Here is a 14,561-nt window from a genome sequence, read left to right on the forward strand (position 1 = left end):
ATGTCCGACCGCTCCGACCCGACGCACGCGATCTGGCAGAAGGTGCTGTCCGCCCTGACCGCGGACGACCGCATCACGCCGCAGCTGCACGGCTTCATCAGCCTGGTCGAGCCGAAGGGCGTCATGACCGGCACCCTCTACCTCGAGGTGCCCAACGACCTCACCCGCGGGATGCTCGAGCAGCGCATCCGCGTGCCCCTCCTCAACGCCATCGGCTCGCTCGACGAGGCGGCCGGCGTGAGCAACTTCGCCATCGTCGTCAACCCGGAGATCGCGCAGGACGCCTTCGCGCAGCATCCCGAGCCGGCGGCGGAACAGCCCTACATCGAGACGCCGACCATCACCGCGCCGACCGACAACCCCGGCCTGCCTGCGTCACCGTCCCGCGGCGACTCCCGGCTCAACCCGAAGTACGGCTTCGACACCTTCGTCATCGGCGGATCCAACCGCTTCGCGCACGCGGCCGCCGTGGCCGTGGCGGAGGCGCCGGCCAAGGCGTACAACCCCCTCTTCATCTACGGCGACTCGGGGCTGGGCAAGACCCACCTGCTTCACGCGATCGGCCACTACGCCATCAGCCTGTACCCCGGGATCCGCGTGCGGTACGTGAGCTCCGAGGAGTTCACCAACGACTTCATCAACTCGATCGCGAACAACCGCTCCTCGCTGTTCCAGTCCCGCTACCGCGACAACGACATCCTGCTGATCGACGACATCCAGTTCCTCCAGGGCAAGGACTCCACCCAGGAGGCCTTCTTCCACACCTTCAACACGCTGCACGACCACAACAAGCAGGTGGTCATCACGAGCGACCTCCCGCCGAAGCACCTCACGGGCTTCGAGGACCGGATGCGCTCGCGCTTCGAGTGGGGCCTGATCACCGACGTGCAGGCCCCCGACCTGGAGACGCGCATCGCGATCCTCCGCAAGAAGGCGCAGAGCGAGAAGCTGCAGGTGCCGGACGACATCCTCGAGTACATGGCCACCAAGGTCACCTCGAACATCCGCGAGCTCGAGGGCACCCTCATCCGCGTCACGGCGTTCGCCAGCCTGAACAAGACCCCGGTCGACCTGGCGCTCGTGCAGACGGTGCTGAAGGACCTCATCACGCTCGACGAGGACAACGTCATCGCGCCGGTCGACATCATCAACCACACCGCGGCCTACTTCAAGCTGACCGTCGACGACCTCTACGGATCGTCTCGCTCGCAGGCCGTGGCCACCGCCCGGCAGATCGCCATGTACCTGTGCCGGGAGCTGACGAACCTGTCGCTGCCCAAGATCGGCCAGCTGTTCGGCAACCGCGACCACACCACCGTCATGTACGCGAACAAGAAGATCACCGAGCTCATGAAGGAGCGCCGGTCGATCTACAACCAGGTCACGGAGCTCACCAGCCGGATCAAGCAGAACCACCGCTACGGCAAGATGTGACGCCGTCCGCACGGGCCTCGCGGCCCCGGGCGGTGCACGACGTGCGAGAAGGGGTCGGACCATGGGTCCGGCCCCTTCTGTCGTCTCCGTCATCCGCGAGCGCGTCCTCGCACTGGCCAGCGCAGGGATCGCGCCGGGGACGACTGCCCGGCACGACCCCTCTCGCGTGCCGTCGCGCGGTACCCAGGGGGCTCTCGCGGTCCCCGATCCGACTCGGACGGTCGTTCCCCACAGTGTGCACAGACTGTGGATAACTGTGGAGAACCGCCGGAGCGGATGTGGGTTCGAGGAGGACGCCTGTGGAACCGGGCTCGTCGCGACGAGGTCGTTCCGCCGAGTCCCCAGGCCGCTCCACACCCGTCCCACAACTTCCAGACGTGTAGTTCCCGCTCAACCGAGGGGACTCCCGCAGTTGTCCACAGATTCCACAGCGGTTAAGACTATTGATCCTTAAACCCTTCATTGGATGTCGCCCAAGAACCTCAGGGTGTGGAGGGATCGACGGTCCCGGGGGCCCCCGTCGGCACGGCTAGCATTGACCGACAAATCTTCCGCTCATCGAGGGGTCCACAACGTGAAGTTCCAAGTCAACAGGGACGTCTTCAGCGAGGCGGTGTCCTTCGCCGTCAAGCTCCTCCCGCAGCGCACGACCCTGCCGATCCTGAGCGGTGTGCTCATCGAGGCGACCGAGGACGGGCTGACGCTGTCGTCGTTCGACTACGAGGTCTCCGCTCGCACGCAGATCCAGGCGGACATCGAGGAGTCCGGGCGGGTGCTGGTCTCCGGTCGGCTCCTGGCGGACATCGCCAACCGCCTGCCGAACGCACCGGTGCGATTCACCACCGACGAGTCCAAGATCACCGTCTCGTGCGGATCCGCGCACTTCACGCTGTTGAGCATGCCCGTCGAGGAGTACCCGACGCTGCCGCAGATCTCCGAGCAGTCCGGGCTCCTCCCCGCCGAGCAGTTCGCCGCCGCCGTCTCGCAGGTGGCCGTCGCGGCGTCCCGCGACGACGTCACCCCCGTCATCACCGGCGTCCAGCTCGAGGTGGGGGAGAGCAGCCTCGGACTCATCGCCACGGACCGCTACCGCGTCGCCGTGCGCGAGATCGATTGGGACGGTGGCGACTCCGGCAACGACGGGACCAGCCGCACGGCGCTCGTGCCGGCCCGCACGCTGCAGGAGATCGGCAAGACCTTCGGCCACAGCGGCACGATCTCGGTGGCGATCACCGACACGGACGACCGTCAGCTCATCGCGTTCAGCGCCGACAGGAAGACCGTCACCTCGCTGCTCATCCGCGGCAACTTCCCGCCGGTCAAGCGCCTGTTCCCCGAGACGGTCGACAACTACGCGGTCATCAACACCGCGGACCTCATCGAGGCCACCCGCCGCGTCCAGCTCGTGCTGGAGCGCGAGGCGGCGCTGCGCTTCACCTTCACCATCGACGGCCTCACCCTGGAGGCCATCGGCTCCGAGCACGCGCAGGCATCGGAGAGCATCGACGCCCTCCTCACCGGCGTGGACACCGTGGTCTCGCTCAAGCCGCAGTTCCTGCTGGACGGCCTGGGTGCCGTCCACTCCGAGTTCGTCCGCCTGTCGTTCACGAAGACGGACAACCCGAACAAGCCCGGTCCGGTGCTGATCACGAGTCAGTCGTCCAAGGACCAGGCTGGGGCAGACAACTACCGGTACCTGCTGCAGCCCAACCTGCTGCTCCGCTAGACCGCGATCAAGGAGAGAACATGCACATCGGACTCGTCGGACTCGGCAAGATGGGCGCTCGCATGCGCGCGCGCCTCGAGAAGAACGGCATCGAGGTGACCGGCTACGACACCAATCCCGACGTCTCGGACGTAGCCACCCTCGAGGACCTCGCTGCGGCGCTGCCTGCGCCCCGTCTCGTCTGGGTCATGGTGCCGGCCGGCAAGGTCACGCAGAACGTGGTGGGCGACCTCGCCCGCATCCTCGAGCCCGGCGACCTGGTGATCGACGGCGGCAACTCGAAGTTCACCGACGACTTCGCCCACGCGGGCCTGCTCAAGGACAAGGGCATCGACTTCGTCGACGCCGGCGTCTCGGGCGGCGTCTGGGGTCTGGAGAACGGCTACGGCCTGATGGTCGGCGGACCCGCGGAGCAGGTCCAGCGCGCGATGCCCGTCTTCGACGCGCTCCGCCCCGAGGGCCCTCGCGAGGAGGGCTTCGTGCACGTCGGCGACTCCGGCGCCGGGCACTACGCGAAGATGGTCCACAACGGGATCGAGTACGCGATGATGCAGTCGTTCGCCGAGGGCTACGAGCTCCTCGCGGCGCGCAAGGACATCATCAAGGACGTCACCGGCACGTTCGAGGCCTGGCAGCGCGGCACCGTCGTCCGCTCCTGGCTGCTCGAGCTGCTGGTCAAGGCGCTCAAGGAGGACCCGGGCTTCGAGGACATCGAGGGCTTCGTGCAGGACTCCGGCGAGGGCCGTTGGACGATCGAGGAGGCGCTCAACAACGCCGTGCCGATGCCGGCGATCAGCGCGTCGATCTTCGCGCGCTTCTCCTCCCGCCAGGAGGACTCCCCGGCCATGAAGGCCGTCGCGGCGCTGCGCAACCAGTTCGGCGGCCACTCGGTGCAGAAGAAGTCCTGACCACAGGATGATCGTCCGTCACCTCTCCCTGGGTGACTTCCGCAACTACACCCGAGCGGACGTCGCGCTCCTGCCCGGCGCCACCCTCTTCGTGGGCAGCAACGGACAGGGCAAGACGAACCTGGTGGAGGCGCTGGGCTTCCTGAGCACGCTCGGGTCGCACCGCGTCTCCACCGACCAGGCGCTCATCCGCCAGGGCGCGGAGTCCGCCGTGATCCGGGCGCTCCTGCAGCACGCGGGCCGGGAGCTCCGGGTCGAGGTGCAGATCAACCGCTCGGCGGCCAACCGGGCGCAGGTGAACAGCACGCCCACGAAGCCGCGCGAGCTGCCGCGGTACTTCTCGAGCGTGCTGTTCGCTCCCGAGGACCTGGCGCTCGTGCGCGGGGACCCGTCGGGCCGGCGTCGTCTCCTCGACCAGCTGCTCGTGCTGCGGACCCCCCGGCTCGCCGGGGTGCTGTCGGACTACGACCGGGCGCTCAAGCAGCGGAACACGCTGCTGAAGTCCGCCCGGGCGCGGGGGATGAAGGCCGACCAGCTCGGCACGCTGGACATCTGGGACGAGCGTCTCGTGTCCATCGGCTCGCAGATCATCGCGGCGCGAGGTGCGCTCGTCGAGTCGCTCCAGCCGGAGCTGGCGCGGGCGTACCTCGCGGTCGCGGGATCCGATCACGGGCCCTCGGCACGTCCCGAGCTGAGCATCCTCGCGGACGACCCGGGGGAGGACGACGTCGCGGACGAGTCCGGGGCCCGCGACGGCGGGCGGTTCACCCGGACCGAGGACGTCGTACCGGTCTTCGCCGCCGCCATCGCGCGGATGCGCCCGCGCGAGCTCGAGCGCGGCCTCACGCTGGTGGGTCCGCACCGCGACGACGTGCTGTTCCGGCTGAACGGGTTGCCCGCGAAGGGCTACGCCAGCCACGGCGAGTCGTGGTCATTCGCCCTCGCTATCAAGCTGGCCTCGGCCGAGCTGCTGCGACGGGACTCGCAGACGGGCGACCCGGTGCTCATCCTCGACGACGTGTTCGCCGAGCTGGACCAGGCACGTCGCGGACGTCTGGCGGAGGCCGTGACCGGGTTCGAGCAGGTCCTCATCACCGCGGCCGTGTTCGAGGACGTGCCCGAGCACCTCGCGGCCAACGCGGTGCACATCCGCGCCGGCGAGATCGTCGACGCGCCCTCGCCGCGGACCGCGGACGACGGGGGAGAGGCGTGATCCCCCGCGCCGCCGACGGCGGACCGCTGCCGGAGTCGGAGGCGGTCGCGGTCTACCGCCGCTTCCGCCGGGTGTTCGGCGACGCGTCCGTGCGCTCACCCTCGGCGCGGAAGCGCCGCGAGCAGAAGGCCGGCAGCTCCCCGTTCCAGCCCGGCCGGGATCCCGACTCGCTCGGCAGCGTGATGGACTCGCTCACCTCGCGCATGGGCTGGACCTCCTCCCTCTCGCAGGCCGAGCTGATGGCGGCGTGGACGACGATCGCCGGCGAGGAGACCGCCGTGCACTCCTCTCCCGTCGGGATCGAGGACGGCCTCCTCACCGTCGAGTGCGAGTCGACGGCATGGGCGACGCAGCTCCGGCTGATGCGCGTGGAGATCACGACGCGCATCGCCGAGCGCTTCCCCGACGCCGGCATCCGGTCGATCCGCTTCCAGGGGCCGAACGCCCCGTCGTGGAAAAAGGGTCCCAGGTCGATCCCAGGGCGGGGCCCGCGCGATACCTACGGCTAGGGAGGCGAATCAGGTCACCCCTGCCGGGAAAAGGCGTCAGACGGCCGGATAGGCGGTGCGAAGCGTACTCCTGCGATAGAATGAGGGGTCGCCCGCAGCCAAGGGACGACGGTCCCCGGATCACCTCGTGATCCGCGCGCGTCCGCCGTCGGGCAGGGGCGCGTCGACGCGGCAGGAGCCACCACCCCATGACATCGGATGCCTCACAGGACCTCCCCGACGACTCCACCTCCGACGAGGTGCAGGTCGAGGAGACGCACAACGACTCCGACCACATCACCCGCCAGCAGGTGAGCAACGACTACGGCGCCAACGAGATCCAGGTGCTCGAGGGCCTCGAGGCCGTGCGCAAGCGCCCCGGCATGTACATCGGATCGACCGGACCGCGCGGTCTGCACCACCTGGTGAGCGAGATCGTCGACAACTCGGTCGACGAGGCGCTGGCGGGCTACGCGAGCGACATCCAGGTCACCATGCGCAAGGACGGCGGCATCCGCGTCGTCGACGACGGCCGCGGCATCCCGGTCGACATCCACCCCGTCGAGGGCATCTCGACGGTCGAGCTCGTGCTCACGAAGCTGCACGCCGGCGGCAAGTTCGGCGGCGGCGGGTACGCGGTGTCGGGCGGCCTGCACGGCGTCGGCAGCTCCGTGGTGAACGCGCTGTCGGAGCGCCTCGACGTCGAGGTCCGCCGCCAGGGCGCCGTCTGGCGCCAGAGCTTCACCATCGGGGTGCCGGACGCGCCGCTGGAGAAGGGCGAGGGATCCACCGAGACCGGCACGACCATCACCTTCTGGCCGAGCCGCGAGATCTTCGAGACCGTCGAGTTCGACTACGACACCCTCCGCGCGCGCTTCCAGCAGATGGCGTTCCTCAACAAGGGGCTCGCCCTCACGCTGCACGACGAGCGCGAGGTCGACGGCGCCGAGCACCGCACCGAGAAGTTCCTCTACGAGCGCGGCCTCGTCGACTACGTCGAGCACCTCGTGAAGGCGAAGAAGACCGAGGTCGTCAACGCCGACGTCATCGCGTTCGAGTCCGAGGACACGGTCAAGAAGATCAGCCTCGAGGTCGCGATGCAGTGGACTACCTCCTACACGGAGAGCGTCCACACCTACGCGAACACCATCAACACGCACGAGGGCGGCACGCACGAGGAGGGCTTCCGCGCGGCGCTCACCACGCTGGTCAACCGCTACGCGCGCGAGAACAAGCTGCTCCGCGAGAAGGACGAGAACCTCACGGGCGACGACGTCCGCGAGGGCCTCACCGCCGTCATCTCCGTGAAGCTCGGCGAGCCGCAGTTCGAGGGGCAGACCAAGACCAAGCTCGGCAACACCGAGGCGAAGGCCTACGTGCAGCGCATAGTCGGCCAGCAGCTCGGCGACTGGCTGGAGAAGAATCCGGCGCAGGCGAAGGACATCATCCGCAAGGGCATGCAGGCCTCGCAGGCGCGCCTCGCCGCCCGCAAGGCGCGCGAGCAGACCCGGCGCAAGGGCCTGCTCGAGTCCGGCGGCATGCCCGGCAAGCTCAAGGACTGCCAGAGCAAGGACCCGGCGCTGTCCGAGGTCTTCCTGGTCGAGGGCGACTCGGCCGGCGGATCCGCCGTGCAGGGCCGCAACCCCACGACGCAGGCGATCCTGCCGCTGCGGGGCAAGATCCTCAACGTCGAGAAGGCCCGCCTCGACCGCGCGCTGCAGAACAACGAGGTCCAGTCGATGATCACCGCGTTCGGCGCGGGCATCGGCGAGGACTTCAACGCCGAGAAGGTCAGGTACCACAAGATCGTGCTGATGGCCGACGCGGACGTCGACGGCCAGCACATCACGACCCTGCTGCTCACCCTGCTGTTCCGCTACATGCGGCCGCTCATCGAGCTCGGCTACGTCTACCTCGCGCAGCCGCCGCTGTACCGCCTCAAGTGGTCGAACGCCGACCACCAGTACGTCTACACGGATGCCGAGCGCGACGCGCTGCTGGCGCACGGGCAGGCGAACGGCAAGCGGATCCCCAAGGACAACGGCATCCAGCGCTACAAGGGCCTGGGCGAGATGGACTACAAGGAGCTGTGGGAGACCACCATGGATCCCGCCACGCGCACCCTCATGCAGGTCACCCTCGACGACGCCGCCGGCGCCGACGAGGTCTTCTCGACGCTGATGGGCGAGGACGTCGAGTCCCGCCGCAGCTTCATCCAGCGCAACGCCAAGGACGTCAGGTTCCTCGACATCTGATCGACCAGGCGGCAGGCCGGCCCGATCCCGGCCGCCGCCCGGCACCGACCCCACGCTCCATCGACATCTGAACGGGACCTCCATGGCCGACGACATCACTCCGGACGACGAGCAGGGCGCGGGGGCGACCCCGGACGACGAGCAGGCGTCGTCGACCGACGACGCGCTGCCCCAGGACGGGGTGACTCCGGCGTCGTCCGCCGCGGCCGCATCCGACTCGCTCCCGGACGCCATCATCGACCCCGACGCCACCGTCGTCGTCACCCACGACCGCATCGAGCAGGTGGACCTGCAGCTCGAGATGCAGCGCTCCTTCCTCGACTACGCGATGAGCGTCATCGTGCAGCGCGCGCTGCCCGAGGTCCGCGACGGGCTGAAGCCCGTGCACCGCCGCGTGATCTACGCGATGTACGACGGCGGCTACCGCCCCGACCGCTCGTTCTTCAAGTCGGCCCGCGTGGTCGGCGAGGTCATGGGGCAGTTCCACCCGCACGGCGACTCGTCGATCTACGACGCGCTCGTCCGCCTCGTCCAGCCGTGGAGCCTCCGCTACCCGCTCGCGCTCGGCCAGGGCAACTTCGGGTCGGCCGGCAACGACGGCGCCGCGGCCCCCCGGTACACCGAGACCAAGATGGCCCCGCTCGCCATGGAGATGGTCCGGGACATCACCGAGGACACGGTCGACTTCCAGGACAACTACGACGGCCGCACGCTGGAGCCGAAGATCCTGCCGTCGCGCTTCCCGAACCTGCTGGTGAACGGATCCGTGGGCATCGCCGTCGGCATGGCCACCAACATCCCGCCGCACAACCTCCGCGAGGTCGCGGCCGGCGCGCAGTGGCTGCTCGCCAACCCGGACGCGAACCGGGAGGAGCTGCTCGAGGCGCTCCTCGAGCGGATCAAGGGCCCGGACTTCCCGACGGGCGCCCAGGTGCTCGGCACCAAGGGCATCATCGACGCGTACCGCACGGGCCGCGGATCGATCACGATGCGCGCGGTCGTCGCGGTCGAGGAGATCCAGGGTCGCGTGTGCCTCGTGGTCACCGAGCTCCCGTACCAGGTCAACCCCGACAACCTCGCGATCAAGATCGCCGAGCTCGTGAAGGACGGCAAGCTCGGCGGCGTCGCCGACATCCGCGACGAGACCTCGGGCCGCACCGGCCAGCGCCTCGTCATCGTGCTGAAGCGCGACGCCGTCGCCAAGGTCGTGCTGAACAACCTCTACAAGCACACGCAGCTGCAGGAGAACTTCGGCGCGAACATGCTCGCGATCGTCGACGGGATCCCGCGCACGCTCGCGCTCGACGGCTTCATCTCCGCGTGGATCGACCACCAGATCGACGTCATCGTCCGCCGCACGCAGTACCGCCTGAACGAGGCCGAGGCGCGCGCCCACATCCTGCGCGGCTACCTCAAGGCGCTCGACGCCCTCGACGAGGTCATCGCGCTGATCCGCCGGTCGGAGACGGTCGAGGTCGCGCGCAGCGGGCTGATGCGGCTGCTCGACATCGACGAGCTCCAGGCCAACGCGATCCTCGAGATGCAGCTCCGCCGGCTCGCCGCGCTCGAGCGCCAGAAGATCCAGGACCAGGCGGCCGAGCTCGAGGAGCGCATCGCCGAGTACAAGCACATCCTCGCGACGCCCTCCGTGCAGCGGGAGATCATCAGCACCGAGCTGCAGGAGATCACCGACAAGTACGGCGACGACCGGCGCACGGAGATCATGCTCGGCTTCGACGGCGACATGAGCATGGAGGACCTCATCCCCGAGGAGGAGATGGTGGTCACGGTCACGCGCGGCGGGTACATCAAGCGCACGCGCATCGACAACTACCGCAGCCAGCACCGCGGCGGCAAGGGCGTCCGCGGCGCGCAGCTGCGGGCGGACGACGTGGTCGAGCACTTCTTCGTCACCACGACGCACCACTGGCTCCTCTTCCTCACCGACAAGGGCCGCGTCTACCGCGCGAAGGCGTACGAGCTCCAGGAGGCCGGCCGCGACGCGAAGGGCCAGCACGTCGCCAACCTGCTCGCCATGCAGCCGGACGAGGAGATCCAGCAGGTCCTCGACATCCGCGACTACCAGGTGGCGCAGTACCTCGTGCTCGCGACCCGCGACGGCCTGATGAAGAAGACGGCCCTCACCGAGTACGACACGAACCGCACGGGCGGCATCATCGCGATCAACCTCCGCGACGGTGACGCGCTCGTCTCGGCGCTGCTCGTGGACGAGGACGACGACCTGCTCCTCGTCTCCCGCAAGGGCATGTCGCTGCGGTTCTCCGCCGACAACCAGGCGCTGCGTCCGATGGGCCGGTCCACCTCGGGCGTGAAGGGCATGACCTTCCGCGGCGACGACACGCTGCTCAGCGCGTCGGTCGTCGGCGAGCAGGGCTTCGTGTTCGTCGTCACCGAGGGCGGCTTCGCCAAGCGCACCGCGGCGGACCAGTACCGCGTGCAGAACCGCGGCGGCATGGGCATCAAGGTGGCCAAGCTGCAGGACGCCCGGGGCGACCTCGCGGGGGCCCTGATCGTGGGCGAGGAGGACGAGATCCTCGTCGTGCTCGCCAGCGGCAAGGTGGTACGCTCTGCGGTGGCCGAGGTCCCGGCGAAGGGCAGAGACACCATGGGTGTCGTGTTCGCCCGATTCGCGGACGACGACAGGATCATCTCACTGGCCAAGAACTCCGAACGCAACCTGGTGGTCCCCGAAGCTGCGCCCGACGCGTCCGACGGTACCGCTGCTGGGAAGGAAACACCTGATGAGTAGTGTCGCCGAGAAGCTCGCGAAGAAGTCGTCGCGGGCCACCACCACCAAGCAGGTGCGTCTCAAGCTCGTGTACGTCGACTTCTGGTCGGCGCTGAAGCTCGCGTTCCTCTTCTCGGTGGTGCTCGGCATCATCACCGTCGTGGCCACGTTCCTCATCTACATCGTGCTGCAGACCACGAACGTCTTCGGCACGGTGGACCAGCTGTTCCAGGAGGTCTCCGGATCCACGGACTTCTCCCTCCAGGACGTCTTCGGCCTGGGTCAGGTGCTCGGCTTCGCCATCGTGGTGGCCGTGCTCAACATCGTCGTCGGCACCGTGCTCGGTGCGGTGGCCGCGCTGCTGTACAACCTCAGCGTGCGCATCACCGGCGGTGTGCTCGTCGGCTTCACCAACGCGTAGCCGATTGGGAGAAACGGGCAGGCGTACGGTAACGTGTACCTGCCCGATGGGGATATAGCTCAGTTGGTTAGAGCGCTTCACTGATAATGAAGAGGTCCCAGGTTCAAATCCTGGTATCCCCACCAACACCCCCGGATCCGTGTGATCCGGGGGCATGGCGGGAAACGAGTCGGTAGGCCGCGAGGCGGTCCGAGGCTCGCCGATCGGGGTCATAGCTCAATTGGTAGAGCGCCTGCTTTGCAAGCAGGAGGTCCGGGGTTCGATTCCCCGTGACTCCACACCAGGCCCCTCTCGGGTCCGCCGCTCGCCGTCCGCGGCTCGAGCGCATCCATCAGGTCCGTCGCCGGACGCTTCCCGCGTCGCCGACCTCGTCATCGTCCATGACAGCTGCACGTACGACGAAGGCCCGGACACCTCAGGTGTCCGGGCCTTCGGGCGGTCGCGCGGCGACCGGGATGCGGTGATCAGCTCGCGGGCTGGTCCTTCGCGGTCGCGTCGACGGCCTCGGGCTCGTCGTCGGCGATCCACAGGTCGTCATCGGCGCGGAACGTCTGGTACAGCGCGTACCCGACACCGCCCACGACGACGACGCCGAGCGCGATGAGGGCGACTCCGCCGAAGCCGAGGCCCTTCTTCGCGGGCGCCGCCTGGGGCACGTAGCGGCCGACGTACGAGCGGCCGTTGTCGACGTAGTGCTTGCCGAACTCCTGCGCCTTCGAGGAGACCTTGCCGGCCTTCTTGACGGCGTCCTTCACCTGCTTGCTGTTGCGGATGCCCTCGGTCGCGGCGACGGCGGATCCGGCGGCACCGGCGACGGCCGGGAGGACCGTGTGCGTGAAGCCCTTGTAGGCCGAGTCGGCCGCCGTGCGCACGCGCTCGGCGCCGGCCTCGTAGCCGGGACGGATGTGGTCGTCGACGCCGCGCTTGACGGCGGGGACGACGTGCTGGTCGGAGAGCTTGCGGGCGGTGTGCGCGGCCTCGGCCACGACGACGTTGGCCCGGTCGAGGACCTCGCGCTGCTCCTTGAGGACGGCGGCCGCATGGGTGCGGAGCTTCGCCAACTCCTTCTTGTTCTTGCGTGACAGACCCAAGGGGACCTCCATCGGTGTGATTTCGCCAGGATCTTCAGTCTGGCACGGGTGCCACTGCGGGCAAACACGGTGGTCCCTGTGCGTCCGCCGAGTCCCAGCTCCGCCGTGAGACCATTGCTCCATGTCTGCGCACACTCACGTCGCCACCATGACGACCAACCACGGCACCATCGTCCTCAACCTCTTCGGGTCGCACGCGCCCCAGACCGTCGAGAACTTCGTCGGCCTCGCCACCGGCGAGAAGGAGTGGACCCACCCCCAGACCGGCAAGAAGTCGAACGACCCGCTGTACGACGGCGTCGTCTTCCACCGCATCATCAAGGACTTCATGCTCCAGGGCGGCGACCCGCTCGGCCAGGGCACCGGCGGGCCCGGCTACCAGTTCGACGACGAGATCAGCCGCGACCTCGACTTCTCGAAGCCCTACATCCTCGCCATGGCGAACGCCGGCACGCAGGGCGGCCGCGGCACCAACGGCTCGCAGTTCTTCATCACCACGGCGCCCACCACGTGGCTCCAGGGCAAGCACACGATCTTCGGCGAGGTGGCCGACGACGCGTCGAAGAAGGTCGTCGACGCCCTCAACGCCGTCGCGACCGACGGCCGCGACCGTCCCCGCGAGGACGTCGTGATCGAGAGCGTCACCGTCGAGAAGGTCTGATGACCGACTCACCCCGTACGGCGGCCGACCGCTGCTACCGGCACCCCGACCGGCAGAGCTTCGTGCTGTGCCAGCGATGCGGGCGGACCATCTGCCCCGAGTGCCAGACGCCGGCCGCCGTCGGGGTGATCTGCCCGGAGGACATGAAGGAGCAGCGTCGCACCGCTCCTCGGTCCCGGGTATCCTTCGTCACGCGGATGACGCGGAGCTCCGCGCCCGTCGCGACCTACGGGATCATGGCCGTCTGCGCCGTGGTCTGGATCCTGCAGGTGCTGCCGATCGTCGGCGGATACGTCACGACGTCGCTCTGGTTCGCACCGGTCTACGGCAGCGTCGCCTCCGGTGACTACGAGCCGTGGCGCATGCTGACGAGCGCGTTCACGCACTCCCCGGACAGCATCTTCCACATCTTGCTCAACATGCTGTCGGTCTTCGTCTTCGGCCGCGTCCTCGAGCCCATGCTCGGGCGCGTGCGTTTCCTCGCGCTCTTCCTGATCTCGGCCATGGGCGGATCCCTCGCCGTCGAGGTGATCGGCGCCGCCATGGGCGACTCGTTGACCGCCGTCGTCGGCGCCTCGGGGGCGATCTTCGGGCTCATGGGCGGCTACTTCGTCCTCGCACGGAAGCTCGGCGGCAACGTCGGTCCGCTCCTGGGCATCATCGTGCTGAACCTCCTGCTCGGCTTCGTGGTCCAGGGCGTCTCCTGGCAGGCCCACGTGGGAGGGCTCGTCACCGGAGCGGTCGTGGCGCTCGTGCTCCTGCGCACGAGGGATCCCCGGCAGCGCGGCGCGCAAGTCGGCTCGCTGGCCGCCCTGGCTGCGGCGATCGTGGTCGCGGCGGCCGTGTTCCCGGTCGCCATCTAGATCAGCCCCCCGTCTCGCCCCGCGTCGCTCTCCCCGAGCGCCGCGGGGCTTCGTCGTCTCCGCCATCGCAGTTAGCCGGCGGCGCGCGCACCCATCGCCGCCAGCGGGGTTATCCACAGGCCAGTCCACAGTGGGGATAGTTACACGCGTGTCATTAGCTGTGAGCGACACGAGCGTCCCGAGGTGAGGCAGGGAGCTGGGGCGGGGGCGGATCCGGATCGCGGCGGGCTTGTGCGCGTAACCAGTTCGGCTGGATCGTGGGCCATGCGTCGGTCGTGCGGTTCTCCACATGTGTGGAGGCTTGTGCACAGGCCTGCTGTGGACAACAGCCCGGGCGGGCGCGAGCCGGGAACGCAGAAGAGCCCGCCACCGGGGAGGTGACGGGCTCTTCTGCAATGAGGTGCGCTGCGGTCAGCGCCACCTGGTGGTCATGAGGAAGCCGACGAGGATGAGCCCGAAGCCGATGAGGATGTTGCCGACGCCGAGGTCGGGGATGGGGAAGGCGTTGAGGCTGACGTAGTAGACGATCAGCCACGCGAGGCCCACGAGCATGAAGCCGAACATGATGGGCTTGAACCACACGGGGTTCGGGGCGTCCTCGTCGCGCACGCGTTCCTGGCGGGAGGGTCTCGTCGTCTTGTCGCGGGCCATGGCGAGATTCTAGCCGTACCCTCCTCCACGGGGCCCGGACCATGCGCGCGTCCACGGGTCGGCCGCCGGGGCCTCCTTGCGAGGTCGGCCACCTACAATCG

General features: G+C 68.6%; 12 protein-coding genes and 2 tRNA genes. 12 read left to right on the top strand and 2 right to left on the bottom strand.

The genetic code is table 11. The annotated features are described in order from the left end of the window. The 10 genes from dnaA (at position 1) to AES38_RS00050 (ending at position 11,472) form a co-directional block, all read left to right on the top strand. Complete coding sequence (dnaA, locus tag AES38_RS00005) at positions 1-1,434, top strand: chromosomal replication initiator protein DnaA (protein WP_053773242.1); 1,434 nt, start codon at positions 1-3, stop codon at positions 1,432-1,434. A gap of 574 nt (positions 1,435-2,008) precedes the next feature. Beyond that, on the top strand, positions 2,009-3,160 hold the full coding sequence (gene dnaN, locus AES38_RS00010) for a DNA polymerase III subunit beta (RefSeq protein ID WP_053773243.1): 1,152 nt from the start codon (positions 2,009-2,011) through the stop codon (positions 3,158-3,160). Positions 3,161-3,180: 20 nt separating this feature from the next. Then, positions 3,181-4,068 (top strand): phosphogluconate dehydrogenase (NAD(+)-dependent, decarboxylating), encoded by an 888-nt coding sequence (gnd, locus tag AES38_RS00015; protein WP_053773244.1) that lies wholly within the window; start codon positions 3,181-3,183, stop codon positions 4,066-4,068. A gap of 7 nt (positions 4,069-4,075) precedes the next feature. Then, the gene (recF, locus tag AES38_RS00020) at positions 4,076-5,281 is read left to right on the top strand and encodes a DNA replication/repair protein RecF (RefSeq protein ID WP_053773245.1); all 1,206 of its coding nucleotides are present in this window, start codon (positions 4,076-4,078) and stop codon (positions 5,279-5,281) included. Next, positions 5,278-5,790, top strand: coding sequence for a DciA family protein (locus AES38_RS00025; RefSeq protein WP_053773246.1), 513 nt, complete (start codon positions 5,278-5,280; stop codon positions 5,788-5,790). The genes recF and AES38_RS00025 overlap by 4 nt, the downstream gene beginning before the upstream one ends. A gap of 188 nt (positions 5,791-5,978) precedes the next feature. Continuing rightward, a complete protein-coding gene (gyrB, locus tag AES38_RS00030; protein ID WP_242430966.1) occupies positions 5,979-8,024 on the top strand; it encodes a DNA topoisomerase (ATP-hydrolyzing) subunit B in 2,046 nt (681 codons plus the stop codon). Positions 8,025-8,106: 82 nt separating this feature from the next. Beyond that, positions 8,107-10,794, top strand: a complete 2,688-nt coding sequence (gyrA, locus tag AES38_RS00035; RefSeq protein WP_174775870.1) for a DNA gyrase subunit A — start codon at positions 8,107-8,109, stop codon at positions 10,792-10,794. Next, positions 10,787-11,194, top strand: coding sequence for a DUF3566 domain-containing protein (locus AES38_RS00040; RefSeq protein ID WP_053773247.1), 408 nt, complete (start codon positions 10,787-10,789; stop codon positions 11,192-11,194). The genes gyrA and AES38_RS00040 overlap by 8 nt, the downstream gene beginning before the upstream one ends. A gap of 48 nt (positions 11,195-11,242) precedes the next feature. Beyond that, a tRNA-Ile gene (locus tag AES38_RS00045) sits at positions 11,243-11,319 on the top strand. Positions 11,320-11,399: 80 nt separating this feature from the next. Next, a tRNA-Ala gene (locus AES38_RS00050) sits at positions 11,400-11,472 on the top strand. A 186-nt stretch (positions 11,473-11,658) separates the two neighbouring features. Here AES38_RS00050 and AES38_RS00055 read toward each other — a convergent pair. Further along, positions 11,659-12,285 carry a hypothetical protein gene (locus AES38_RS00055; protein WP_242430964.1) on the bottom strand — a complete coding sequence of 209 codons (627 nt, stop codon included), beginning with the start codon at positions 12,283-12,285 and terminating at the stop codon, positions 11,659-11,661. A gap of 121 nt (positions 12,286-12,406) precedes the next feature. On the opposite strand from AES38_RS00055, the gene AES38_RS00060 reads away from it, so the two are divergent. Beyond that, on the top strand, positions 12,407-12,946 hold the full coding sequence (locus tag AES38_RS00060) for a peptidylprolyl isomerase (protein ID WP_053773249.1): 540 nt from the start codon (positions 12,407-12,409) through the stop codon (positions 12,944-12,946). Next, the gene (locus AES38_RS00065; protein ID WP_053773250.1) at positions 12,946-13,809 is read left to right on the top strand and encodes a rhomboid family intramembrane serine protease; all 864 of its coding nucleotides are present in this window, start codon (positions 12,946-12,948) and stop codon (positions 13,807-13,809) included. Before AES38_RS00060 ends, AES38_RS00065 begins: the two co-directional genes overlap by 1 nt. Before the next feature lie 411 nt (positions 13,810-14,220). Here AES38_RS00065 and AES38_RS00070 read toward each other — a convergent pair whose 3' ends face one another. Next, complete coding sequence (locus AES38_RS00070; RefSeq protein ID WP_015488825.1) at positions 14,221-14,460, bottom strand: cell division protein CrgA; 240 nt, start codon at positions 14,458-14,460, stop codon at positions 14,221-14,223. Positions 14,461-14,561: the final 101 nt, after the last annotated feature.

The organism is Clavibacter capsici, assembly GCF_001280205.1.
Taxonomy (GTDB): domain Bacteria; phylum Actinomycetota; class Actinomycetes; order Actinomycetales; family Microbacteriaceae; genus Clavibacter; species Clavibacter capsici.